We start from the raw sequence: 25514 nt of genomic DNA on the forward strand, positions 1-25514 counted from the left end.
AGCGCGGTCTTGAAGCTACTCTTATTTGACAAATATTGGAGTTATCATGGCTAAGCACCTGTTCACTTCTGAATCTGTATCAGAAGGCCATCCAGATAAAATCGCAGACCAAATCTCAGACGCGGTCCTAGATGCTATTTTGGAACAAGATCCAAAAGCACGTGTTGCTTGCGAAACTTATGTAAAAACCGGCATGGTTATGGTCGGTGGCGAAGTAACAACTTCAGCATGGGTAGATATTGAAGAACTCACTCGTGAAACCGTACGTGAAATTGGTTACACAGGGTCAGATATGGGCTTTGACGCCGGCTCTTGTGCTGTTCTCAACACTATTGGTAAACAATCACCAGATATCAACCAAGGCGTTGATAAATCAGATCCTAAAGAACAGGGCGCTGGTGACCAAGGTATCATGTTCGGTTACGCAACAAACGAAACTAGCGTGTTAATGCCTGCGCCAATTACTTACGCGCACCGCCTAATGCAGCGTCAAGCAGAAGTTCGTAAAAACGGCACACTTCCTTGGTTGCGTCCAGACGCTAAATCTCAAGTAACCTTCAAATACGATAATAACCAAATTGTTGGTATTGATGCCGTCGTTCTATCTACTCAACACGCCGACAGCGTTTCAACCGCTGACCTTCGTGAAGGTGTTATGGAAGAGATCATCAAACCAATCCTTCCTACTGAATGGTTAGACAAAGAAACTAAATACTTCATTAACCCAACCGGTCGTTTCGTTATCGGTGGTCCAATGGGTGACTGTGGTCTAACAGGTCGTAAAATTATCGTTGATACCTACGGCGGTGCAGCTCGTCACGGTGGCGGCGCATTCTCTGGTAAAGATCCATCAAAAGTGGACCGCAGCGCAGCATACGCAGCACGTTACGTAGCGAAAAACATCGTTGCAGCTGGCCTTGCAGATCGCTGTGAAATCCAACTTTCTTACGCAATCGGTGTTGCCGATCCAACATCAATCATGGTCGAAACATTTGGTACTGAAAAAGTATCAACTGACGTGATTGTTAAAGCAGTACGTGAATTCTTCGACTTACGTCCATACGGTCTGCAAGAAATGTTAAGCCTACTGCAACCTATCTACAAAAAGACTGCAGCATACGGTCACTTTGGTCGTGAAGAATTCCCTTGGGAAGCGACCGATAAAGCGGCTCTATTGCGTGAATTCGCAGGTTTGAAATAAACCGTCGCAGCTAGATTGAAAATGAATAGAAGGCCCTGACTCCGTCAGGGCTTTTTTTATATTGCCAGCTCGATTAGTATACCAAGCAGAAATGCCCCCGAAGTTAGAGCACTGCATGACTCAACCTACCATAGGCCCAGACTTAACCAAACAAGCTCAAAGCGTTCTACAACGCTGTACAGAACAAGCAAATCAATATTTTTCTACTGCTCTGCCTACCCCCTCGTTAAGCTATAAACTACGTGGTAAAGCGGCAGGTAAAGCTTACATGCACCTTAATGAAGTTCGGCTCAATCCCGTTTTATTTAATGAAAATAAAACTGCCTTTCTTGAGCAAGTGATCCCACATGAAGTGGCTCATATTGTCACCTACCAATTGTTTGGCCGCGTGCGTCCGCACGGTAAAGAGTGGCAAGCAGTCATGACGCAAGTATTCCATTTAGCACCGGATACAACCCATCAATTTTCCGTGCTATCAGTACAAGGCAAAACCTTTGAATATGCTTGCGCCTGTCAACATCACCAACTCTCAATCCGTCGTCATAATAAAATCCAACGTGGTCAAGCAGTGTATCGCTGCCAACATTGCCATCAAGAAATACGCTTTACGGGAAAACGTTTGAGTTAACCCCCTGTGATTAAGAACAAAATATCTAACCTTATGTCAGTATTATGTGTTTTCTCATCATCCGTTTCTGTTACCGATAGATTTCATATTTTTGAGTGTTAGACTGAAAAAATCATACTTTTTTCAGTCTTGTAATGAACAAATTTAAAACATTAATTCTCTCCATCATGATGATGGTTTTCTCTTCTTTTAGCTCAGCTCACGCTCCAACCAGTTTTTATCAGGCTAAAACCCAAGCGGTTAAGTTGTATAAGACACACCCAACGACATTTTATTGCGGCTGCGCAATTACTTGGCATGGTCGTAAAGGAGAACCCAATTTACAATCTTGCGGTTACCATGTTCGCAAGCAACCTCGTCGAGCACACCGCATTGAGTGGGAACACGTTGTTCCTGCGTGGCAATTTGGCCACCAGCGTTTGTGCTGGCAAAAGGGTGGAAGAAGTTATTGTGAACGACATGATAAAGGCTTTAAAAAAATAGAAGCAGATATGCACAACCTCACGCCGGCCATCGGCGAGGTCAATGGCGATCGCTCCAATTACAATTTTAGTCAGTGGAATGGTGTTGAAGGGGTAACTTATGGTCAGTGTTCAATGCAGGTCGACTTTAAACAGCGTAAAGCAATGCCTCCAGAACAAGCGCGCGGGCCCATCGCTCGTACTTATCTCTATATGAGCCAACGCTATAATTTTAGACTGTCTAAAGCCCAACGACAGTTGATGAATGTTTGGGACCACCGTTACCCAGTGAGCTCATGGGAATGTCAACGCGATCAAAAAATTGCAGCGATTCAAGGAAATCATAACCCGTTTGTTGAAGGTCAGTGCCACAAATAGTCCTATCTCTCGACAACACAAAGAATTGCAACGAAAAACTCAGCGTAACAAGGGCATTTGCCCTTGTTTTTTTGCTGTAAAGCATCCATGTTAGACGCTAGTAGAAAACATATTTGTCAGGACTCATGCATGCGCATTCCCCGTATTTATCACCCGGAAACGATTGAACATCTAGGCACAGTAACATTAAGCGAAGATGCCGCAGGCCACATTGGCCGAGTACTTCGTATGCAAGAAGGACAAGAAGTCCTTCTTTTTGATGGAAGCGGTGCTGAGTTTCCGGCCATTATTATCGAATCAGGGAAGAAACGCGTGCTCGTTGATATCTCAGAGCGAGTCGAAAATGGCTGTGAGTCCCCTCTCGATTTACATTTAGGCCAAGTCGTTTCTCGCGGCGATAAGATGGAATTCACCATTCAAAAGTCAGTTGAATTAGGGGTAAATGTGATTACTCCGCTGATTTCTGAACGCTGTGGCGTTAAGCTTGATGCCAAGCGCTTTGAGAAAAAATTACAACAGTGGCAAAAAATCGCTATTGGCGCTTGTGAACAGAGCGGCCGCAATCGTGTACCAGAAATTCGACCAATTATGTCTCTTGAAGAGTGGTGTGCAGAACACAGCGATGGGTTAAAGCTCAACTTACATCCGCGCGCGCGCTACTCCATCAATACGTTACCAGAGCCGGTAACCAAAGTGCGATTATTGATCGGTCCTGAAGGCGGCCTTTCCGCTGAAGAGATTGAAATGACTCGCCAATATCAATTTGAAGAAACGCTGTTAGGGCCTCGAGTGTTACGCACCGAGACCGCCGCCTTAACCGCTATAACAGCCTTACAAGTTCGCTTTGGCGATTTAGGCTAATGGAGAAGAATAATGATTAAACTCGGCATCGTAATGGATCCTATCTCATCCATTAACATCAAGAAAGACACTAGCTTTGCCATGATGCTAGAAGCACAACGTCGTGGCTACGAGATCCATTATATCGAGATGAATGATCTACACTTAGATCAAGGTGTTGCTCTTGCTGATACTAAAATTGTTACCGTGCAAGAAGATCCAAACGGTTGGTATCAATTTCATTCAGAGCAAACCATTCGCCTGTCTGAATTAGATGCCGTTTTAATGCGTAAAGATCCTCCTTTTGATACTGAATACATTTACGCTACGTATATTCTAGAAAGAGCAGAAGCTGAAGGGACTCTGATTGTTAACAAACCTCAAAGTCTACGTGACTGCAACGAGAAATTGTTCACAGCTTGGTTCCCAGAATTAACACCGAACACCATTGTGACGCGTAAAGCAGAAACCATTAAAGCATTTAAAGAAAAGCATGGTGATGTGATTTTGAAACCTCTTGATGGCATGGGTGGTGCATCTATCTTCCGTGTTAAAGAGAGCGATCCAAACGTATCGGTTATCATTGAAACGCTAACTGATCACGGTAAAAACTTCTGTATGGCACAAAGCTTTGTTCCAGATGTAAGTAACGGCGATAAACGCATCTTGGTTGTTGATGGTGAGCCAATGCCTTACTGCTTAGCACGTATTCCACCAGAAGGTGAAACACGTGGCAACCTAGCAGCCGGGGGACGCGGTGAAGCTCGTCCTATCAGCGAAACGGACCGCAAAATTGCCGAAACAGTGGCGCCAATCTTAAAAGAAAAAGGCCTGATTTTCGTCGGTCTTGACGTCATTGGTGACAAACTAACAGAAATTAACGTAACAAGCCCAACGTGCGTGCGTGAAATCGAAAAAGCATTTGATGTTTCGATTATCGGTAAACTGATGGATGCCGTAGAACGCCACGTAAAAGCATTAGCTAAATAGGAGCGCCAAGCTCCTGAACGCGAGAGGATTAGAATATGATGAATTTGACCAATCATTTTCTTGTCGCCATGCCAAGCATGAAAGATCCTTACTTCAAAAACAGCGTGGTATATATCTGCGAACATAATGAAGAAGGCGCGATGGGGCTTATCATCAATGCACCAATCGATGTCACCGTCGGTGGCATGCTTCAACAAGTTGAAGTGGAATCGGCTTACCCTCAGTCTCATACAGAGAGTCTGAATAAACCTATTTTGAACGGTGGCCCGGTATCTGAAGATCGGGGGTTTATTCTGCATCGCCCCCACGATCACTATGAATCAAGTGTCAACATGACCGATGATATCGCAGTGACCACTTCAAAAGATATTTTGACGGTATTAGGGACGGATGCTGAGCCTACTGGATATATCGTTGCATTAGGATATTCAGGTTGGGATGCAGGGCAGTTAGAAACAGAATTAGCAGAAAATTCATGGCTAACCATTGAAGCTGATGCGGAATTAATCTTTAATACGCCGGTTAGTGAAAAGTGGAACAAAGCCATTGCTCGATTAGGGATTAGTCCAGCACATTTGTCCAGCCAAGCTGGCCATGCTTAACCACTTTTTATCCCGAATTCAGTTATAGAGCAGCACTATGTCACGAACAATTATGGCATTCGACTTTGGCACTCGCAGTATTGGAAGCGCCGTTGGTCAGGATATTACCGGTACCGCTTCACCGCTAAAAGCGATCAAAGCCAAAGAGGGGATTCCTAATTGGGATGATATCGAAAAGCTGATTAAAGAATGGCAGCCCAATTTACTCGTAGTGGGGTTACCCACAGATTTACGGGGTAAAGACTTAGATGCCATTACGCCACGAGCGAAAAAGTTTGCCAATCGACTGCATGGTCGTTTTGGCTTGCCCGTGGAGTTACATGATGAGCGATTATCTACCGCGGAAGCGAAAGCTGACCTGTTTTCTTTTGGTGGTTACAAAGCGCTAAGTAAAGGTAATATTGACTGCCAATCAGCTGTTGTCATTCTCGAAAGCTGGTTTGAAGCGCAGTGGGGCGAATAAGAGTTGTCTATCAAAAAAAGTGCTTTAAGCACCTTTTTTATTAACTAATACAAAAGCAACTCTGGCTAATCCATATCAATTTTGACGTCAGCTAAAGAGCTGCTGCCATAGCCACTGCCCTGCTTTGTCTTGAGCATAATCCGTAAATCATTTGCAGAATCAGCACAATGCATAGCATCTTGCTCAGAAATCTTATTATCAACCACTAGTTGATAAAGCGACTGATCAAAAGTTTGCATACCCGATTCTGTTGAACGGGCTATGGTTTCTTTCAATTCATGCAGTTCACCACGACGAATTAAATCCGAGACTCGTGGAGTATTGAGTAAAATTTCAAACGCGGCATGGCGTCCACTGCCCTCTTTATCTCGAACCAGCTGCTGGCCAATCACTCCACGAAGGTTCATCGACAAATCAAATAGAAACTGATCTTTTTGTTCTTTGGGCACTAAATGCAAAATGCGTTCTAATGCTTGGTTAGCGTTATTCGCATGCAACGTTGCCATACAGAGGTGACCTGTTTCAGCAAAATTCATCGCATATTCCATCGTTTCTCGAGAGCGAATTTCTCCGATAAGGATCATATCAGGCGCTTGGCGCAGTGAGTTTTTCAAGGCGACTTCATAGCTATCCGTATCAAGCCCTACTTCCCGTTGCGTTACAATACAACCGGCGTGTTCATGCACAAATTCAATCGGATCTTCCACCGTAAGAATGTGCCCAGACGAATGTTGATTTCGGTAGCCAACCATAGCGGCCATGGAGGTCGATTTACCAGACCCTGTCGAGCCTACCACCAGCACTAAACCACGTTTTTTCATGGCCAGGTCTTTAAGTAAATCGGGCAATTGCAATTCTTCAAAGCTCGGAATGGTCGTTTCAATACGGCGTATAACGGCGCCAGGTAACTCACGCTGAAAAAAAGCGCTCACCCGAAACCGCCCACTGTCTCTGACTATGGCAAAATTCGCTTCGTGAGTATGATGAAAATCTTCCACTTGCTCTGAATCCATCATCCGGTTGAGGAGATTATTCACTTCGGAAAACGTAAGCTTTTCACCATCACCTTGCAGTTCACCATTTACCCGATAAAGAACGGGAGCCCCCACCGTGATATACAAATCAGATGCTTTCCGGGTAAGCATTCCACTTAAACACTGTTCGAGAAACATAACGCATTGTCCTTAAATCCATCAACTAGGATTATTGAGAGAGCGCGAAGACGTAATCCGATAACTAAAAACTGCCCATCTCCGTTTCTATTTTACTTTGTACTTCTGCCAAATCGACCAAACCTTGAGACACTAACTTACGTGCATGCTGCTCCATCGTTTGCATCCCATGTGAGGCACCTGTTTGGATAATGGATACCATCTGTGCCACCTTGTCTTCGCGGATTAAATTACGAATAGCAGGAGTACCAAGCATCACCTCGTGACAAGCAACACGGCCTCCTCCCGCTTTTTTTAATAGCTTCTGCGCAATAACGGCGCGGAGTGATTCAGATAACATGGAACGCACCATGCCTTTATCTTCTCCCGGAAACACATCAATAATCCTATCAATGGTTTTCGCAGCGGAGCTGGTATGCAAAGTACCAAACACCAAATGACCCGTTTCGGCAGCCGTTAACGCCAAACTGATGGTCTCTTGATCGCGTAATTCACCAACCAAGATCACATCAGGGTCTTCACGCAGAGCAGATCGTAAAGCTGCTTTAAAGCTTAGCGTATCGCGGTGAACTTCTCTTTGGTTGATCAGACATTTATTATTGTTGTGGATAAATTCGATAGGATCTTCGATGGTAAGAATGTGCTTGTTATAATGCGCATTTATTTCATTGACCATCGCCGCTAAGGTTGTCGATTTACCTGACCCCGTTGGTCCTGTTACCAAAACTAACCCTTTTTCGTATTGAGTGATCTTGTTAAAGATCTCTGGAGCATCTAATTGTGCTAAGGTAGGTATCTCAGTGGGGATTGTCCTAAATACGGCAGAACCACCGCGGGACTGATGAAAAGCGTTAACACGGAAGCGTCCAACATTCGGAAGTTCAAAGGAAAAATCAACTTCCAAATTTTCTTCGAATTCTCGCCTTTGAGCATCATTCATGATTTCAAAGACGAGCCGGTGTACCTCGGCATGAGTAAATGCAGGAACACCGAGCTTCCTAACCTCACCATCAATCCGAACCATGGGAGGCACGCCTGAGGAAAGATGTAGATCTGAGGCGTTATGCTTTACACTAAAATCCAGTAATTCAGCGATATCCATTTATTATCCTTACTAAAGTCTGGCTATGAGTATTCAACAAAATATTGAACATATCACATCACTAATCGAAAGCGCTCAAACTAAGTTTGGACGCACAAAAGGCTCGGTGCAACTTCTCGCGGTAAGTAAAACTAAACCCGTTGAAGCCGTCTTAGAAGCCGCTCAAACAGGACAAGTTCGATTCGGTGAAAATTACGTACAAGAAGGTGTGAATAAAGTCGAGTATTTCACACAACATCACCCTGATCTTAATCTTGAGTGGCACTTTATCGGTCCTTTACAGTCCAACAAGACCCGCCCAGTTGCAGAACACTTTGCTTGGGTGCACACCATCGATCGAGCTAAAATTGCTCAACGTCTGAACGATCAGCGTCCAGAGGGCATGCCACCACTACAAGTACTTATTCAAGTAAATACGAGTGGTGAAACGTCGAAATCAGGTATCGATGAGCAACAATTATTTGAACTTGCCCAATTGATTTCTGAGCTACCCAACCTCACCTTAAGAGGAGTCATGTCGATTCCAGAAAATGTGTCAGATTATCAACAGCAACTTGCAGCATTTAAATCTCTGACGCAATTGAAGGAAAAATTAGCTCAACGCTACCCAGATATCGATACGATATCTATGGGGATGACTGGGGATATGGAAGCAGCCATCGAAGCGGGTAGTACTATCGTACGAATTGGCACTGCCATATTTGGTCAACGTGACTATTCAAACAAACAGTAATAACGAACAAATCGTCATTCAATAACAGCCTATAACTTATGGAGAATAAGACTAAGATGGAACAAAGAAAAATCACTTTTGTTGGTGCAGGTAATATGGCTAAAGCCATCATTGCTGGTTTAGTATCAAGCGGCTACCCTGCAAAAAATATCTTAGCTACATCTCCAACAGAGACTCGCCGTTTACCGCTAGAACAAGATTATGGTATCCGCACAACATCAGATAATATCGCAGCAGTTACCGAAGCAGATGTGGTTGTTCTAGCAGTGAAACCGCAATTGATGGCCGATGTTTGCAAGCCTCTTCAAGCTATCGATTTTACCAATAAGCTAGTGATTTCTATTGCAGCGGGGGTGACAGCGGCAAGACTCGATGAATTGCTTGATACCAAATTGAATTTGGTGCGCGTAATGCCGAATACACCCTCACTGATCAATCGCGGTATGAGCGGTTTATTCGCTGTACCGTCAGTCACTGATGCAGATAAAGCCTTTACGCAGGATCTAATGTCAGCCGTAGGCAAAGCATGTTGGGTCGACGAAGAACAAGGGATCAATAACATTACAGCAGCTGCGGGCAGCGCTCCTGCGTATTTTTTCCTATTTATGGAAGCCATTCAGCAAGAGGCGGTCAACCTTGGTTTTGACACTCAAACAGCGAGAGAGATCGTTCAACAAGTAGCATTAGGGGCTGCTGAAATGGTTCAAGCAAATCCAGAAATTGAGCTAGCAACTTTGCGTGAACAAGTGACATCAAAAGGTGGCACAACAGCTCAAGCATTAGCAACATTTAATCAAAATGATTTAACTGGCATTGTGGCAAAAGCAATGCAAGCAGCCGTTAAACGGGCTGAAGAAATGGAAACACTATTCTAACGAATATGTTTGACGCGTGATGCGTACCCGCTATCACGCTAAACAATTAAATACATGGCAACAAAAAGGGCCTTATATGAACGCAATGAGTTTTCTAATCTCCACTTTGCTCGACTTGTATATCATGGTTGTGATTCTCCGCATCTGGCTACAAGCAGCGCGTGCAGATTTCTACAACCCATTTTCTCAGTTCGTCGTAAAAGCGACACAACCTATTGTCGGTCCACTACGCCGTTTTATCCCTTCAATAGGTAGTATTGATGTAGCGACTCTCTTGTTTGCTTACGTACTATGTGTTGTGAAATTCGTATTGCTCACGCTAATTTCAACAGGCGGAGCGATGAACTTCAGCACTTTCTATCTGTTTTTAGGGCTATTGGCTCTCGTAAAAGCAGCAGGTGGATTGCTATTTTGGGTATTAATTATTCGCGCAATTTTAAGTTGGGTAAGCCAAGGCCGTAGCCCTATCGAATATCTATTCCATCAACTAACCGAACCAATGCTAGCCCCTTTGCGCCGCATTATCCCGGTAATGGGTGGATTAGACCTGAGTGTATTAGCGCTATTTATTATCCTGCAATTCGCTAATTTCCTTATGGGTGATATCATTGGTCCAATTTGGTATCAGCTATAATGGATGCAATTTGGCTGGACAAGGATGACCTTATCTTAAGGCTCTACATCCAACCGAAAGCCAGTAGAGACAGGATTGTAGGATTACATGGCGATGAAATAAAAGTCGCGATTACCGCGCCACCGGTTGATGGTAAAGCCAATGCACATTTAGCCAAGTTTTTGGCCAAACAGTGCAAAGTGGCAAAAGGTAACGTGCTGATAGAAAAAGGCGAATTGGGCCGACATAAACAGCTCAGGATCGCTCAACCAAGCCAAATACCAGAGTCACTATTGGCATTGCTCAATCCATCATAATAAGTATTCAATATTCCTCATCCCCACCTTTGCGTGGGGATTGTTTTATCTAGAGTAGGACTCGTGGCTACACTTAGATTCTGGTATTCTTGGCAGCCATAACGCAGCCCACTTTTAAGTAAGGTAAAAGCCCCAATGAAAAAAATTGTATTAGCGACTGGCAACCAAGGTAAAGTTCGTGAAATGTCCGATCTATTGGCTGATTTTGGTTTCGACGTAGTGGCGCAAACTGAACTGAACGTATCTTCTGTTCCCGAAACAGGCACAACGTTTATCGAAAATGCCATTATAAAAGCTCGCCATGCTGCACAAGAAACGGGCTTTGCTGCTATTGCTGATGATTCAGGTTTAGAAGTCGACTATCTAAAAGGGGCGCCAGGTATCTATTCAGCGCGTTATGCGGGTGAAGATGCATCCGATGAAGAGAACTTGAATAAACTACTTAACGCAATGGAAGGTGTTCCTCAAGAGCAACGTACCGCTCGTTTCCATTGTGTATTGGTGTACATGCGCCACGCCGAGGATCCAACGCCACTCGTATGCCACGGTCAATGGGAAGGTCATATCTTAACGGAATCTCATGGTACAAACGGGTTTGGTTACGACCCTATTTTTTGGGTACCAGAAGAACAATGTGCTTCTGCTGAGCTAGAACCTGCTCGTAAAAAGCAACTGTCCCATCGCGGCATTGCCCTGAAAAAATTATTTACAGCCCTAGAAGAGCAACACGCTTAATGCTGACACCTCCTGCTTTAAGTTTATATGTCCATATTCCTTGGTGTGTGCAGAAATGCCCTTACTGTGACTTTAATTCACACGCACTAAAAGAAGACATCCCTGAACACGATTATATTCAAGCACTACTTGAAGATTTAGATCGTGATATTGAGCGCTATTGCCTCAATGATAACCCACGATTATTGCACTCCATCTTCATCGGTGGAGGAACTCCAAGCCTTATTTCCTCAGAAGGAATTGGTGCATTACTCTCTGGGATAGAAGCGCGTATTCCATTCGAGCAAGATATTGAAATCACCATGGAAGCCAACCCTGGAACTATCGAAGCTGAGAGATTTGCCGCTTATCGAAAAGTGGGGGTTACGCGTATTTCGATAGGTGTACAAAGCTTTGCCCCGGATAAATTGAAAGCGCTTGGACGTATTCACGGTCAAGCTGAAGCGATCAATGCGGCGCACCTTGCCCATCAAATCGGACTGAAAAGCTTTAACTTAGATCTGATGCACGGCTTGCCCGATCAGACTCAAGATCAAGCACTGAATGATCTTGAGCAGGCGATCAAGCTAGATCCTCCGCATTTATCTTGGTATCAACTGACGATCGAACCCAATACTCTGTTTTATTCAAAACCGCCTGAATTACCCGACGATGATCAATTATGGGATATTTTTGAATCTGGTCATCAAAAGTTAACAGCTGCTGGCTACGTTCAATATGAAATATCTGGCTATAGTAAACCCGGTTATCAATGTCAGCATAACTTAAATTATTGGCGTTTTGGTGACTATCTAGGAATTGGCTGTGGTTCACACGGCAAGCTCAGCTTTACTGATGGAAGAATCGTTCGTACCACTAAGATTAAACATCCTAGAGGCTACTTATCGGCTTATCAGAATATGGTGAAACCGTATCTTGATAGCGAACAACTTGTCGCCGATATCGACCGACCATTTGAATTTTTTATGAATCGTTTTCGCTTGATTGAACCTTGTCCCAAACAAGATTTTGTTACGACAACAGGCCTACCGTTAGAGGTTATTGAACCGACTATCAATTGGGCAATAGATCAGGGGTACTTAGACGAAAACAGCACTCATTGGCAAATTACTCGCAAAGGAAAACTGTTCCTTAATGATTTGCTCGAATCCTTTATGGCTGATGAAGATGAGTAGCACAACCTAAAAAAGCACAACGCCACATAACAGTATGTGGCGTTGTTCATTTCGTTAGAAAATGGAGCGCCCAATCCGTTTTGCTAATAGCTCTAGCGCCTTCGTACCCGCTAATGAATTACCTGATTTATCCAATTCTGGCGACCAGACTGCAATCGTCATTTCCCCAGGAACAATAGCGATAATCCCACCGCCAACACCGGATTTACCCGGCATCCCGACCCTATAGGCAAACTCTCCAGCGCCATCATACAAACCGCAAGTGGCAAGTAATGCATTCACCTGCTTACTTTGTGTTGGCGTAATGATTTGTTCACCACTAATCACCGATCGACCTTTGTTCGCTAAATAGCTGAACGTCTTTGCCAACTCAACACAACTCATCGTAATAGAACAAGCATGAAAATAGTTGTTCAATACCGGTAATACGTCGTTTTCGAAATTACCAAATGAACGCATTAGATAAGCAATTGCCGCATTACGATCGCTATGCTGCATCTCTGAATTAGCAACCACTTTGTCGTATATTACGTGCTCGTTACTACATAGTTGACGAACAAACTCGAGTAAACGTTGTCTCGGAGCAGATAAACGACTTTGCAGCATATCAGCAACAACAATGGCTCCAGCATTAATAAATGGATTACGCGGGATCCCCTGCTCCATTTCTAACTGAATTAGAGAGTTAAACGCTTGTCCTGATGGTTCTTTCCCTACTCGACACCACATTTCTTCAGGCTCATACAAGCGCATAGCAAGGGTGAGACTCAACGCTTTAGATATCGATTGAATAGAGAAGCCTTCTTCAGCATCGCCCGCTTTAATCACCTCACCTTCATTGGTAAAGACAGCAATACCAAGCTTTTGATTTGATACTTCAGCCAGCGCCGGAATATAGTTCGCTACTTTTCCCTGTCCGATCAAAGGACGTACTTCGTCCAAAATAGTGGTTAAAATCTTTTGTGTCGGTTTCATTCTTTTTCTCCAAGGGAAAAAAATGCCAACATGGTAAATGTTGGCATTAAGAAACTAGCGAGTAACGAGACTCAATTAGCTAATGCGTTTGTATTTAATATCCCAAACACCATGGCCTAAACGATGGCCACGCGCTTCAAATTTGGTTAATGGACGATCATCAGGACGAGGAACATAATCGCCTTCTACAGCGATATTTTTGTATCCTGGAGCTTGATTCATCACTTCAATCATGTGTTCTGCGTAGTTTTCCCAGTCTGTTGCCATGTGGAAAATACCGGATTCCACTTGCAGTTTTTGACGAACCATTTCGGCGAACTCTAGCTGAACAATACGGCGCTTATGGTGACGTTTTTTATGCCAAGGGTCTGGGAAAAACAGTTGCAATGTAGTCAGGCTACTATCAGGAATCATATGCTCGAACACTTCAACCGCATCGTGACACATCACGCGTAAGTTAGTGACTCCTGCTTCACGAGCAGACGCTAAACACGCACCAACGCCAGGGCTATGTACTTCAATACCTAAGAAGTTTTTCTCAGGTGCATTTTTGGCCATTTCAACCAAAGACGCTCCCATACCAAAACCAATTTCCAGAACCACTGGATTATCATTACCATATACTGCCTTCCAATCTAGCAATTGTTTTTGGTAATCAATTCCCATTGTTGGCCAGCACTCATTTAAAGCGGCTTCCTGACCTTTTGTTAGTCGACCTTCACGACGAACGAAACTACGAATTTTTCGTACAATTTTACCGTCGTCAGTGAACTCGTTAGTGGTTACTTCACTCATTGGTTTTGCCTGCGCATTGATTAAACAGAGCGGGAATTATCCAAAGAATTGCCTTCGGTGCAAGTATTAAACGAAAAAATGCTAATCCCACATGAATTGTGTGTTGTTATTCGACCATTATTCGCCATGATAGAACCACTGAAATCACAGCTGGTGTCTTTTCATAGTATTTGGCTATCCATTACACTGTGATTAAATTTTATATCATTATCATAATAAAAGAGCATGTCGTGACTCCTTTTGCAAAGTCGATCCTCAATTGGTATGACGCTTACGGACGTAAGAGCTTACCATGGCAACAAAATAAAACTGCTTACAGCGTTTGGTTATCGGAAATCATGTTGCAACAGACTCAGGTTGCTACCGTGATTCCTTATTTCGAGCGTTTTATGGAACGCTTCCCTACCGTGCAAGCCTTAGCTCAAGCACCTCAAGATGAAGTACTGCATCTTTGGACTGGATTGGGTTATTACGCTCGAGCGCGTAACCTGCATAAAGCCGCTCAAATGGTAGTTGAAAAACATGGGGGCGAATTTCCTCAAGATATTGAGGAAATGAATGCCCTACCAGGTATTGGACGATCAACTGCAGCAGCGGTCCTTTCTTCTGTCTATCAATTGCCTCATGCTATTTTAGATGGCAATGTGAAACGCACGTTAGCACGCCATTATGCCGTTTCAGGTTGGCCGGGGCAGAAAAAAGTCGAAAACCAATTGTGGGAATTTGCTGAGCTTAATACCCCAAAAGAACATGTCGATAAATACAACCAAGCAATGATGGATATGGGAGCAATGGTTTGTACTCGGAGCAATCCTAAATGCTTGCTCTGCCCAGTCCAAAAAAGTTGTCAGGCTTATAAACAAGGCACACCGCTCAATTATCCTGGTAAAAAGCCGAAAAAAGAAAAACCCGTGAAACAAGCTTGGTTTGCTATGTTCCATCACGACAATGAAATTTGGTTAGAGCAACGCCCACAAACTGGTATTTGGGGTGGGCTCTACTGTTTTCCTGAAAGTACCCACAATAATCTACAAACTATGATTGATACTCGAGGGATCAAAGACTCCACGATCCTTAGACAAGAAACATTGATCACTTTTCGCCATACTTTTAGCCATTATCATCTCGATATCACGCCAGTTTTATTCGAATTGTCAGCAAAACCTGACATGATAATGGAAGGAACTAAAGGTCTTTGGTATAACTTAACTCAACCCGAACAAATCGGTTTGGCAGCCCCTGTAAAGCAATTGCTCGACAGCCTGCCATTTGAATTGATGCATAATTAAGAGGATATCTCTATGAGCCGCACTGTATTTTGTGCTCGCCTACAAAAAGAAGCGGAAGGTCTCGACTTCCAACTTTATCCAGGTGAATTGGGTAAACGCATCTTTGATTCAATATCTAAAGAAGCTTGGGCAGAATGGCAACACAAACAAACCATGCTGATCAATGAAAAAAAATTAAATATGATGGATCCAGAACATCGTAAATTACTAGAAGAAGAAATGGTTAAGTTTCTATTTGAAGGACAAGACGTCCACATTGAAGGTTATACCCCACCAAGTGAATAATAGCGCAGGGTGAAAGACGGATTCTTTCACCCTTTTATTTTGGATACTCAATTATTAAAGCACCGTACTAATGGCCTGACGAGGAAGCGATGAAGCCTTACCTATATTGTTTAGTTCTGTTTCTCTTAACCGGTTGTAGTCGAGAGATGATAGCCAAACTCTATGATGTAGATTACGAGCCAACCAACCGCTTTGCCAAAAATCTTGCCCAACTTCCAGGACAATATAGAAAAGATACTGCAGCACTAGATGCCTTAATCAATAGTTTTTCCGGCAAAATCGAGCAGAAATGGGGCCGTAAAGAAATCAAAATCGCAGGGAAACGTAACTACGTAAAGTACATAGATAACTACCTGAGCCGGACAGAAGTCAACTTTGATAAAGGGACAATCTTGGTTGAAACTGTTGCGACGACAGAACCAAAGCAACATTTGCGTCAGGCAATTATTACCACTCTTCTAACCCCAGATAACCCTTCTCAAGTCGATTTATTCTCTTCCAAAAACGTACAACTTCAAGGACAACCGTTCTTGTATAAACAGGTTGTCGATCAAGATCATCAGCCCATCCAATGGTCGTGGCGTGCAAAACGCTTTGCCGATTACTTGATTACACATCAACTCAAAGTGAAAGAGGTCGATTTTAAAAAGTCTTACTATGTGGAAATCCCCATGGTAGCTGATCAAATTGAAATACGTAGTTATAAGTATGCAAACATCGTAAGAAGAGCAGCTAAACGCTATGGGATCGATGAAGACCTAATTTACGCCATAATTAAGACAGAAAGCAGTTTTAACCCATACGCGGTGAGCTGGGCTAATGCTTATGGGCTTATGCAAGTGGTGCCCAAAACGGCGGGACGTGATGTATTCCGCTTAGTCAAAAACCGTTCAGGCCAACCTTCACCAAAATATTTATTTAATCCAGAAAACAATATTGACACAGGGACGGCCTATTTTTATCTGCTTAAAAATCGTTACTTAAGAGAAGTGAATAATCCTCTATCACTTGAATATAGTATGATTTCTGCATACAACGGTGGCGCAGGCGGTGTACTAAATACTTTTAGCCGTAATAAAAGTCGAGCAGTCAGTGATATTAATCGTCTCCAGCCTAATCAAGTTTACTGGGCACTGACTAAAAAGCACCCTAACGCAGAATCACGTCGCTATCTTGAAAAGGTCACTCGTTACCAAAAAGAGTTCAATAATAAATAAAAAAGCAGCAAATCGTCCAAAATACCGACAGTTAACGCTTTTTTTTATTTTTTTTGCAAAAACAAGTTGACGTGAAGACCGAAAATCCGTTTAATAGCGCCCCGTTGCCCGGATAGCTCAGTCGGTAGAGCAGAGGATTGAAAATCCTCGTGTCGGTGGTTCGATTCCGCCTCCGGGCACCACGATTTATAATCTGGTGTTTCGTACTTAACGCAACGACAGATAACACAATTTGGTTTGTTGATGTCATACATCAACCGCAATAGATAAAGTGTGCCGACTTAGCTCAGTAGGTAGAGCAACTGACTTGTAATCAGTAGGTCATCAGTTCGATTCCGATAGTCGGCACCATTTATTGCCTCGATAGCTCAGTCGGTAGAGCAGAGGATTGAAAATCCTCGTGTCGGTGGTTCGATTCCGCCTCGAGGCACCATTATTGTTCCCCCTTAGTTCAGTCGGTAGAACGGCGGACTGTTAATCCGTATGTCGCAAGTTCAAGTCTTGCAGGGGGAGCCACTTTTCGAAAACCACAGCATTCGCTGTGGTTTTTTCGTTTCTACGTTACACTCTTCCGCATTATCCCAAAAGCGCAATTGCTACCGTTCTATTTTTCAGGAAGAGAACTCAGACTTGTTCCTTGTTCATCAACAAGTTCCCCCTTCTTTAAGTTAGCTTAAGAAAATTGCACCATTTAGTATCGTGAGCACCACAAGCTTATCTGCCCTATATACCTCACCTATTTTCAGACTCTAAATTGAGACATAAAGCCGATCTAAGCCTGCTATCACTGTGATAAAAATATAAGGCCACTGCGACAATATGAAATCTGTGACCTTTTTATAAGATTTTATCCCCAAGTAACCTCAAGATGCTGTTTCAGCGAGAATGGTTTCGCTCTTAGGTAAAGCACGGATTTGCTTTTTAGGCGGGTAATATGGATAGGGTATAGCAAATTCATTAGCCACTGCCATATTAAAACACTCGATTAAAAACGATCAGCCATCTGTATCGCTTCCCTTTCCATTGCAATTTGAAAGGTTTTTTTCACCCTTTTTTTGTATATAAATGACTAAAAACAAGTCATTGAGTATATAAAAACAACAAACAAACTTTTTTTTGCAATTTAGTGTTGACGACAAATCGGAAAAACCGTTTAATACACCTCGTCGCCCGGATAGCTCAGTCGGTAGAGCAGAGGATTGAAAATCCTCGTGTCGGTGGTTCGATTCCGCCTCCGGGCACCACGATTTATAATCTGGTGTTTCGTAGTTAACGCAACGACAGATAACATGATTTAGTTGGTTGATGTTATTCATCACAACATAAATAAAGTGTGCCGACTTAGCTCAGTAGGTAGAGCAACTGACTTGTAATCAGTAGGTCACCAGTTCGACTCCGGTAGTCGGCACCATTTCTCTTACGAGAAACACAATCTGTTCCCCCTTAGTTCAGTCGGTAGAACGGCGGACTGTTAATCCGTATGTCGCAAGTTCAAGTCTTGCAGGGGGAGCCACTTTTCGTTAAATAGTTAATTGACTGTTTAACCTCAGTGCCGACTTAGCTCAGTAGGTAGAGCAACTGACTTGTAATCAGTAGGTCACCAGTTCGATTCCGGTAGTCGGCACCATTTCTCTCACGAGAAACACAATCTGTTCCCCCTTAGTTCAGTCGGTAGAACGGCGGACTGTTAATCCGTATGTCGCAAGTTCAAGTCTTGCAGGGGGAGCCACTTTTCGAAAACCACAGCAATCGCTGTGGTTTTTTCGTTTTAGCCTAGGTTAATCGTTCTCGAATATTCATAAAGACCCCCTCCTCCTCTTTACCACGTTTAAAGCCATCTCATATTACGAATGCAAGAAATAAAAAGCTCTAATCCTATCCCCCAATAACCTCAACATGCAGAATTCAGAGCCTCATCAACGAGCCTAGGACCAGCTCAATCACGGCAGGAATGGTCATTCCCTTTCAACGTAGAATCACAATGTCTTCATCCTAAGAGCGAATATATTCTAGGCTGAAGAGGTTACTTGGATATCAATATAAAAAAACCGGCTCAAGGCCGGTTTCATTTGTTGTAAAAGGTATCAATGAATACCTTTCACTTTTTTAATCACATCATAAGCATGCTGTATCTGCTGTGATTTCTCTTTAGCAACATTCATCATCTCTGGAGGTAGCCCTTTTGCAATCAGCTTATCAGGATGGTGCTCATTCATCAGTTTGCGATAAGCACGTTTTATCGCTTTAGCATCCGCATCGGCCGATACACCTAAAATCTCATAAGCATCTTCGAGCTGACTCGCCGCAGACTCCTGCTGCCAACTTCCTGATTGCTGCTGACCTGAATATTGCTGTTGACCACCAAAGCCGCCACCTCGTTGAAAACGAAACGCGGCTTCTTGCATACGTAAACGCTGTTCGAGTTGCTGAGCAGAAAAACCCAGTCCTGCTGCAATTTTAAAAAGTAGTTCTCGTTCACTTGGATCTAACTCACCATCAGCAAACGCTGATGAAACTTGAAGTTCAATAAAGATTTGGAGTAGATCAAACCTGCCAGAAGTTAAAATCCGAATTTTTTCCAATACTTGGTCTAAAGGAAAATCAGCTTCTTTACCTTGGCGAAATGCATCCTGAGCAATACGACGTTGTTCGCCAGATAACCCCATACGATCCATGACTTGAGTCGCTAACTCAATCTCTTGCCGAGTCACCTTCCCTTTTGCTTTCGCTACATGTCCCATCACGGCAAATGCCGCATTAAAAAACTCTTGTTGACGTTCGGCCTGACTCGGGCCATTGAATGCCCCGGAGGAAAAACCAGCTTGACTTAAGCGTCTAGCTTTATCAAATTGATGGCCAAGAAATAATCCAAATAATAATCCGATCGGTCCGCCAAACAGAAACCCGAAAAAGGCGCCAAGAATTTTGCCAAAAATCTGCATTATGTGCTCTCATCTGTGAATTTTTAAGTTGTAAAGCAGTCTGATAGTGTCGGAAGCGCTAAATTCCTTTATGATATGAATCGTTTTATTAAATTTTCGCATTCGCTCCCGATTTTTTAGGAATCATTTAAGCTCAACAGGATAGTACAATTCAATGTTACGTTTTTCCCGCACGTTTTTAGCCGCTTCTATTAGCGCGGCTCTATTCGCGCCTCTAACTCAAGCTGCTGAAGACACTCAAGTTAATAGCTCGCTAAAACCGGCTGCCATTGATCAATGCATCATCAATGAACCTGAGCAGGAAAACTCGAAGGAACAGCCTATCAATGTCGAGGCCGATAAGCTAGAAGCAATTAATGGTAATAAAGCCACTTATTCTGGCAATGTTGTTGTCACTCAGGGTAAAAAGCGTATCAAAGCGCAAAGCGTTACGCTCCATCAAAAAGAAAATGTTGTCGTTGCTGAAGGTGATGTGCAATTTAATGATGGACAAGTCAAGACCCGTTCAGATAAAGCAACAAACAACCTTAACTCTGATGAGATGACATTAGAGAACACAGATTATAAATTTCTCTGTCAACCTGGACGTGGACATGCCGTTTATGTCGCTCGTACAGGTAAAAAAGTTTATCAAATTGAAGATGGCTCTATTACCTCATGTCCTGAAGGTGATAGCTCGTGGCGTTTCGTTGCTTCAAGCATCGATGTCGACCAGGATGAAGAAGAGGCAACTTTTTATAACCCACGCTTTGAAATTCAAAACGTCCCAGTGATGTATTTACCTCTTTTAACCGTGCCTATTGGCGATAAACGTAAAACAGGTTTTCTATACCCTAGCGTTTCCTATGGTTCGAAAGACGGTATGGAAATGGAGGTGCCATTTTACTGGAACTTAGCTCCAAATTACGATTTAGAAACCTCTTTGCACTATATGCAAAAACGAGGCGTACAATTAAATAGTAAATTCCGTTACTTATCTGAACTAGGCTCTGGGGAAATCACCTCAGAATATCTCCCTGATGATAAAGACTATGATGGTGACGGCGCTCGCTGGGGCTTCCAGTATGAACATAGTGGTATTTACGATAAAAACTGGAAATTCACGATCGACTACTCAAAAGTCAGTGATATTGATTACTTTACAGATTTGAGTTCTAGTGTTGGTAATCGTGAAGATGGCCAGCTAATGCAAGAAGGTGAAGCAAAATACCGTTCAGATAACTGGGATGCTTCACTGCTAGTACGTAACTTCCAGTTATTAACCGAAAGTGACAGTGATCTTCCATACAAATTGCTGCCAGAGCTGTCTTATAACTACTACGCACCAGAATTGATGCGTTATCTAGACTTCGATGTAAAAAGCCATATTGCGCGTTTTGAAAATGATTCAGATAACAAGCCATCAGCGACTCGTGTTCACGTTGAACCAGGATTGACGATTCCACTGGCAAATACCTGGGGTAATTGGACAACTGAAGCTCGCATGTTAGGGACGTATTATCAACAAGATCTCACTGGTGTTGATCTCACGGATATCAAAGCAGACGGTTACGATCTTAAAGAAAGCACCTCACGCTTTGTTCCTGAGTTTCGAAGTCACGCGGGTATTACCTTAGAAAGTAATGATAAGTTCTTAGGGGAATACACTCAGACGCTAGAACCTCAAGTTCAGTATCTCTATATTCCGAAGCGTGACCAAAAAGAAATTTACTCTTACTACGATACAACTCTATTGCAAACTGACTATTACGGGTTATTCCGTTCTAATCCATACAGCAGTATCGATTACATAGCGTCAGCAAACCAAGTGAGTTACGGTGCGACCACCCGTTTCTTTGATGACCAGTATAAAGAGCGCTTTAACTTATCTTTTGGTCAGATTTTCTACTTCCATTCAGCCTCAACACCTCAAGACGTTGATGATGAAGAGAGCAGCTCTGACTTCTCAGCTTGGGCATTAGAAAGTGACTTTAACTACGATGATTACTTGTTCTATCATGGCGGCCTTCAGTTTGATACTGATAAAAATGACGTACAAACAGCAAACAGCACGTTGGAATATCGCTTCGATAAAGGCTACGTTCAAGCAAACTATCGCTATGTGAGCTTAGATTACATCCAAGAGCAAGCGAGCTTTATCACCCAAGACAACTACAAGTATTACACGACAGATGGTCTATCGCAGGTTGGATTGTTAGGCGCTTATCAGTTATCCCCAAAATGGTACGCGACCGGGCAATATTTCTATGATTTAACAACGGATGAACCTTTAGAGTGGATTGCTGGTCTACGTTATACCTCTGATTGTTGGTATATGGGCTTTACCTATAGTCGAGAGCTAGACCACTGGGAAAGCAGCTTATATAACTACCCAGATGCAGACCCAGTCTACGAAAATAACTTTGGCTTAAGCTTTGGCATCATTGGATTAGGTACCAATATGGGTACTGACCTGATATCAAGCAGTAGCTCATTAGGCTACGGACGACCATTTTTCTTAAATAACTAGACTATTTTCAAATAGTTAAACTTAAGGGCTGAAAATTCAGCCCTTCAATTTCAATAGGATCTAAAATGAAATTGTGGAAACACGCTTTAATTTGTTTAGTGACCCTGCTGACATGCACTAACGTACTGGCTAAACCGGTAGAACTTGATAAGGTTGCCGTTATCGTCAATGATGGCGTGATCCTGCAAAGTGATGTCGATAACGCAATAAAAACGGTAAAAGCGAACGTTAAACAGAGTGGTAAATCTTTACCATCGGCTGCTGTTCTTCATGATCAAGTCATCGATAAACTTATTCTTGATAAATTACAAGAACAAGAAGCGAAACGTATTGGTGTCAAAATCGATGATGCTCGACTAACTGCAGCGATTAAAGATATTGCTCAACGTAATAAACAATCGATAGAGCAACTTAAACAATCCGTTAAAAACGAAGGCTTAACTTACGAAGAGTTTCGCAACCAAATCCGCAAGGAAATGGAAATTAGTGAAGCTCGCAATGCATTAGTTCGCCGTCGTATTAATATCATTCCTGCTGAAGTCGATAACATGGCTAAACTGTTAGCGCAGCAAACAAATGCGACGGTTCAATATAAAATCAGTCACATCCAACTGCGTTATAACGATGACAATAAAGATGAAATGGAAAAGAAAGCACAGGATTTAGTGAAAAGACTTAATTCAGGTGCAGACTTTAGCCAATTAGCCATGAGCTACTCAAAAGGTCCTAAAGCCCTCAATGGTGGCGACTGGGGATGGATGCGTAAAGAGGAAATGCCCACCATCTTTGCTGATCATATTAGTGACCAGCACCAAGGTGATATTATTGGCCCATTTACTAGTGGCGCAGGCGTTCATATCCTGAAAATCACAGCAGTTAAAGGGCTAAAATCTGTTGCTGTAACAGAAGTTAATGCCCGTCATATCTTAATAAAACCGAGTGTAATTCTCAGCGATGAAGGCGCGAAAAAAGAGCTGAATAGTTTCATTCGCCGTATTAAAAATGGCGAAGCGACGTTCGGTGAGTTAGCGCAGCAATACAGCCAAGATCCTGGCTCTGCATCTCAAAAAGGCGAATTGGGTTACCAAACACCTGATATGTATGTTCCTGAGTTTAAGCACCAAGTGGAAACATTACCGGTAGGACAAATCAGCCAACCATTTAAAACCGTGCATGGCTGGCATATTGTGCAAGTGTTAGATCGACGCAAAGTAGATAAAACAGGCGCAGCAATGAAAAACAAAGCTTATCGCATTTTGTTTAACCGTAAATTCAATGAAGAAGCGACTGCTTGGTTACAAGAACTAAGAGCAAGCGCTTATATTGAAATTCAAAAAGGTGATGACAGTGACAGTTAGAAAGTTGGTGGTAACAGCGGGGGAGCCTGCTGGTATTGGCCCTGATTTGGTTTTGGAATTATCCAAACATGACTGGCCACATCAATTAATTATTTGCGCAGATAAATCATTACTTGAAGACCGAGCCAAACAGCTCGGTATTCACGTTAATTTACTCGATTACAATCCAAACAGCCCTGCAAGTGCGCAGCAAGCTGGAACCTTAGTGGTTGATCATATTGCACAGCAAGAGCCGACAATAGCTGGCCAACTTAATGAAGCTAATGGCCGTTATGTATTAAAAACCTTAGAAAGAGCCGCTTTAGGCTGTATGAATGGTGAATTTGATGCTATTGTCACCGGCCCTGTGCATAAAGGGGTAATAAATCGTGCCGGAGTGGCCTTTAGTGGTCATACAGAGTTCTTTGCTGAACTCTCCAATACTCCACTCGTCGTCATGATGTTAGCAACTGAAGGATTAAGAACTGCGTTAGTTACCACTCACATTCCTTTGGCCTACGTGTCTAAAGCGGTGACAAGCGAACGCTTAGAGAAAATCATTGATATTCTCCACGCAGATTTAGTCAATAAGTTTGCTATAGCACGACCTAATATCTACGTATGTGGGTTGAACCCTCATGCAGGAGAAGATGGTGTTCTGGGTCATGAAGAGATCGACACCATTAACCCAACATTAGAAAAATTGCGTCAAGAAAAAGGTTATCAACTGATTGGGGCTTTACCAGCAGATACCATTTTTAATGACAAATACTTACAAAACGCCGATGCTGTTTTAGGCATGTATCACGACCAAGTGCTACCGGTACTAAAATACAAAGGTTTTGGACAATCTGTAAACATTACTCTAGGTTTACCATTTATACGGACGTCCGTTGACCACGGAACTGCGCTTGATTTAGCAGGTACGGGTCTTGCTGATATGGGAAGCTTCAAAACAGCATTAAGACAAGCTATCGAGCTAGTTGATAAGAAAGCGAATTAATTTCGAGAACATTATGAGAAATGACGTCCATATGGGACACAAAGCGCGTAAACGCTTTGGCCAAAACTTTCTAAACGATCCATATATCATCGATGGGATCGTTTCTGCTATCAATCCAAGACCTGGGCAAAATCTTGTTGAAATTGGTCCTGGTTTAGGCGCATTGACTGAACCTGTCGGCAAAGAAATCGATAGACTAACGGTCATCGAACTGGATAGAGATCTAGCAGAACGTCTACGCAATCATCCCGAATTAGGTGAGAAACTGACCATCCATGAAGGTGATGCGATGCGCTTTGACTTCACCCAGTTGGTGAAGCCAGACAACAAGCTGCGTATTTTTGGTAACTTACCGTACAACATTTCTACGCCGTTAATGTTCCACCTATTTGAGTTTCATAAAGACATCCAAGATATGCACTTTATGCTACAAAAAGAAGTGGTAAAACGTCTTGCTGCTGGACCAGGTAGTAAAGCGTATGGTCGTTTAACCGTGATGGCTCAATACTACTGTAAAGTCGTTCCTGTTTTAGAAGTACCACCCACTGCCTTTGTTCCACCACCAAAAGTGGATTCAGCAGTTGTACGCTTAGTGCCATACGAGACTCTACCTCATCCAACTACGAGTCTAAAATGGCTCGACAGAGTGGTTCGTGATGGTTTTAACCAACGCCGTAAAACCGTTCGTAACTGCTATAAGGGTTTAATCGACGTAGAACGACTTGAAGCCTTGGGAGTTAACCCTGCTATGCGTCCAGAAAACCTCACTCTGGAACAATTTGTTGCAATGGCAAATTGGCTAGATGCCAACCAAAGTGCATAATGAGATAGGACGACGAAAGTCGTCCTATTTTCTTTTCTCACTATTTCAAGGAGT

At 43.0% G+C, this 25514-nt stretch carries 25 protein-coding genes and 9 tRNA genes; 29 read left to right on the forward strand and 5 right to left on the reverse strand.

What is annotated here, in order from left to right; all coding sequences use genetic code 11:
* Window positions 1–46: 46 nt before the first annotated feature.
* From metK to ruvX, 7 genes are all read left to right on the forward strand, one after another.
* Window positions 47–1201, forward strand: a complete 1155-nt coding sequence (gene metK, locus F9817_RS05610; RefSeq protein WP_161153976.1) for a methionine adenosyltransferase — start codon at window positions 47–49, stop codon at window positions 1199–1201.
* Between the two features lie 115 nt (window positions 1202–1316).
* Complete coding sequence (locus F9817_RS05615) at window positions 1317–1829, forward strand: SprT family zinc-dependent metalloprotease (RefSeq protein WP_161153977.1); 513 nt, start codon at window positions 1317–1319, stop codon at window positions 1827–1829.
* A 167-nt stretch (window positions 1830–1996) separates the two neighbouring features.
* Window positions 1997–2668 (forward strand): endonuclease, encoded by a 672-nt coding sequence (locus tag F9817_RS05620; protein WP_237476191.1) that lies wholly within the window; start codon window positions 1997–1999, stop codon window positions 2666–2668.
* A 129-nt stretch (window positions 2669–2797) separates the two neighbouring features.
* Window positions 2798–3529 carry a 16S rRNA (uracil(1498)-N(3))-methyltransferase gene (gene rsmE, locus F9817_RS05625; protein ID WP_161153979.1) on the forward strand — a complete coding sequence of 244 codons (732 nt, stop codon included), beginning with the start codon at window positions 2798–2800 and terminating at the stop codon, window positions 3527–3529.
* A 12-nt stretch (window positions 3530–3541) separates the two neighbouring features.
* Complete coding sequence (gene gshB, locus F9817_RS05630; protein ID WP_161153980.1) at window positions 3542–4498, forward strand: glutathione synthase; 957 nt, start codon at window positions 3542–3544, stop codon at window positions 4496–4498.
* A 38-nt stretch (window positions 4499–4536) separates the two neighbouring features.
* Window positions 4537–5100, forward strand: a complete 564-nt coding sequence (locus tag F9817_RS05635; protein WP_161154039.1) for a YqgE/AlgH family protein — start codon at window positions 4537–4539, stop codon at window positions 5098–5100.
* A 37-nt stretch (window positions 5101–5137) separates the two neighbouring features.
* Window positions 5138–5563 carry a Holliday junction resolvase RuvX gene (ruvX, locus tag F9817_RS05640; RefSeq protein WP_161153981.1) on the forward strand — a complete coding sequence of 142 codons (426 nt, stop codon included), beginning with the start codon at window positions 5138–5140 and terminating at the stop codon, window positions 5561–5563.
* Window positions 5564–5628: 65 nt separating this feature from the next.
* Here ruvX and F9817_RS05645 read toward each other — a convergent pair whose 3' ends face one another.
* Together F9817_RS05645 and F9817_RS05650 are read right to left on the reverse strand one after the other, a co-directional pair.
* Window positions 5629–6735: a PilT/PilU family type 4a pilus ATPase gene (locus F9817_RS05645; protein ID WP_161153982.1), complete on the reverse strand. Its 1107-nt coding sequence runs from the start codon at window positions 6733–6735 to the stop codon at window positions 5629–5631.
* A gap of 64 nt (window positions 6736–6799) precedes the next feature.
* Window positions 6800–7837 (reverse strand): type IV pilus twitching motility protein PilT, encoded by a 1038-nt coding sequence (locus tag F9817_RS05650; RefSeq protein WP_161153983.1) that lies wholly within the window; start codon window positions 7835–7837, stop codon window positions 6800–6802.
* Between the two features lie 25 nt (window positions 7838–7862).
* On the opposite strand from F9817_RS05650, the gene F9817_RS05655 reads away from it, so the two are divergent.
* The 6 genes from F9817_RS05655 (at window position 7863) to hemW (ending at window position 12285) form a co-directional block, all read left to right on the forward strand.
* Window positions 7863–8570 carry a YggS family pyridoxal phosphate-dependent enzyme gene (locus tag F9817_RS05655; protein WP_161153984.1) on the forward strand — a complete coding sequence of 236 codons (708 nt, stop codon included), beginning with the start codon at window positions 7863–7865 and terminating at the stop codon, window positions 8568–8570.
* Between the two features lie 56 nt (window positions 8571–8626).
* Complete coding sequence (gene proC, locus F9817_RS05660; protein WP_161153985.1) at window positions 8627–9445, forward strand: pyrroline-5-carboxylate reductase; 819 nt, start codon at window positions 8627–8629, stop codon at window positions 9443–9445.
* Window positions 9446–9521: 76 nt separating this feature from the next.
* Complete coding sequence (locus F9817_RS05665; protein WP_161154040.1) at window positions 9522–10079, forward strand: YggT family protein; 558 nt, start codon at window positions 9522–9524, stop codon at window positions 10077–10079.
* Window positions 10079–10375: a DUF167 family protein YggU gene (yggU, locus tag F9817_RS05670; protein ID WP_161153986.1), complete on the forward strand. Its 297-nt coding sequence runs from the start codon at window positions 10079–10081 to the stop codon at window positions 10373–10375. The genes F9817_RS05665 and yggU overlap by 1 nt, the downstream gene beginning before the upstream one ends.
* 135 nt (window positions 10376–10510) lie before the next feature.
* On the forward strand, window positions 10511–11110 hold the full coding sequence (locus F9817_RS05675) for an XTP/dITP diphosphatase (RefSeq protein ID WP_161153987.1): 600 nt from the start codon (window positions 10511–10513) through the stop codon (window positions 11108–11110).
* Window positions 11110–12285, forward strand: coding sequence for a radical SAM family heme chaperone HemW (gene hemW / locus F9817_RS05680; RefSeq protein WP_161153988.1), 1176 nt, complete (start codon window positions 11110–11112; stop codon window positions 12283–12285). The genes F9817_RS05675 and hemW overlap by 1 nt, the downstream gene beginning before the upstream one ends.
* A gap of 54 nt (window positions 12286–12339) precedes the next feature.
* On the opposite strand, the gene glsB is transcribed toward hemW, so the two are convergent.
* Complete coding sequence (glsB, locus tag F9817_RS05685) at window positions 12340–13260, reverse strand: glutaminase B (protein WP_161153989.1); 921 nt, start codon at window positions 13258–13260, stop codon at window positions 12340–12342.
* 75 nt (window positions 13261–13335) lie between these two features.
* Window positions 13336–14055, reverse strand: coding sequence for a tRNA (guanosine(46)-N7)-methyltransferase TrmB (gene trmB, locus F9817_RS05690; protein WP_161153990.1), 720 nt, complete (start codon window positions 14053–14055; stop codon window positions 13336–13338).
* Between the two features lie 230 nt (window positions 14056–14285).
* Between trmB and mutY the strand changes: the two genes are divergently transcribed.
* The 12 genes from mutY to F9817_RS05750 all read left to right on the forward strand — a co-directional run bounded on the left by mutY (window position 14286) and on the right by F9817_RS05750 (window position 18575).
* Complete coding sequence (gene mutY / locus F9817_RS05695; RefSeq protein WP_161153991.1) at window positions 14286–15344, forward strand: A/G-specific adenine glycosylase; 1059 nt, start codon at window positions 14286–14288, stop codon at window positions 15342–15344.
* 12 nt (window positions 15345–15356) lie between these two features.
* Window positions 15357–15629, forward strand: a complete 273-nt coding sequence (locus F9817_RS05700) for an oxidative damage protection protein (protein ID WP_161153992.1) — start codon at window positions 15357–15359, stop codon at window positions 15627–15629.
* Between the two features lie 89 nt (window positions 15630–15718).
* A complete protein-coding gene (gene mltC, locus F9817_RS05705; protein WP_161153993.1) occupies window positions 15719–16846 on the forward strand; it encodes a membrane-bound lytic murein transglycosylase MltC in 1128 nt (375 codons plus the stop codon).
* Window positions 16847–16952: 106 nt separating this feature from the next.
* Window positions 16953–17028, forward strand: a tRNA-Phe gene (locus tag F9817_RS05710).
* A gap of 93 nt (window positions 17029–17121) precedes the next feature.
* Window positions 17122–17197 (forward strand) — tRNA-Thr (locus tag F9817_RS05715).
* Window positions 17198–17203: 6 nt separating this feature from the next.
* Window positions 17204–17279, forward strand: a tRNA-Phe gene (locus F9817_RS05720).
* A gap of 7 nt (window positions 17280–17286) precedes the next feature.
* Window positions 17287–17362: transfer RNA gene (locus F9817_RS05725), tRNA-Asn, on the forward strand.
* Window positions 17363–18014: 652 nt separating this feature from the next.
* A tRNA-Phe gene (locus F9817_RS05730) sits at window positions 18015–18090 on the forward strand.
* Window positions 18091–18181: 91 nt separating this feature from the next.
* Window positions 18182–18257 (forward strand) — tRNA-Thr (locus tag F9817_RS05735).
* 26 nt (window positions 18258–18283) lie between these two features.
* Window positions 18284–18359 (forward strand) — tRNA-Asn (locus tag F9817_RS05740).
* A gap of 38 nt (window positions 18360–18397) precedes the next feature.
* Window positions 18398–18473: transfer RNA gene (locus tag F9817_RS05745), tRNA-Thr, on the forward strand.
* Between the two features lie 26 nt (window positions 18474–18499).
* Window positions 18500–18575: transfer RNA gene (locus tag F9817_RS05750), tRNA-Asn, on the forward strand.
* 355 nt (window positions 18576–18930) lie between these two features.
* Here F9817_RS05750 and djlA read toward each other — a convergent pair.
* Complete coding sequence (gene djlA / locus F9817_RS05755; RefSeq protein WP_161153994.1) at window positions 18931–19788, reverse strand: co-chaperone DjlA; 858 nt, start codon at window positions 19786–19788, stop codon at window positions 18931–18933.
* A 154-nt stretch (window positions 19789–19942) separates the two neighbouring features.
* On the opposite strand from djlA, the gene lptD reads away from it, so the two are divergent.
* From lptD to rsmA, 4 genes are all read left to right on the forward strand, one after another.
* The gene (gene lptD, locus F9817_RS05760) at window positions 19943–22297 is read left to right on the forward strand and encodes an LPS assembly protein LptD (RefSeq protein ID WP_161153995.1); all 2355 of its coding nucleotides are present in this window, start codon (window positions 19943–19945) and stop codon (window positions 22295–22297) included.
* Between the two features lie 65 nt (window positions 22298–22362).
* Complete coding sequence (surA, locus tag F9817_RS05765; RefSeq protein ID WP_161153996.1) at window positions 22363–23655, forward strand: peptidylprolyl isomerase SurA; 1293 nt, start codon at window positions 22363–22365, stop codon at window positions 23653–23655.
* Window positions 23639–24637: a 4-hydroxythreonine-4-phosphate dehydrogenase PdxA gene (pdxA, locus tag F9817_RS05770; protein WP_202436353.1), complete on the forward strand. Its 999-nt coding sequence runs from the start codon at window positions 23639–23641 to the stop codon at window positions 24635–24637. The genes surA and pdxA overlap by 17 nt, the downstream gene beginning before the upstream one ends.
* 13 nt (window positions 24638–24650) lie before the next feature.
* Entirely contained in the window at window positions 24651–25460 is an 810-nt protein-coding gene (gene rsmA, locus F9817_RS05775) for a 16S rRNA (adenine(1518)-N(6)/adenine(1519)-N(6))-dimethyltransferase RsmA (RefSeq protein WP_161153998.1), read from the forward strand.
* Window positions 25461–25514 lie beyond the last annotated feature (54 nt).

It is taken from the genome of Vibrio eleionomae, assembly GCF_009874545.1.
GTDB classification, from domain to species: Bacteria; Pseudomonadota; Gammaproteobacteria; order Enterobacterales; family Vibrionaceae; genus Vibrio; species Vibrio nitrifigilis.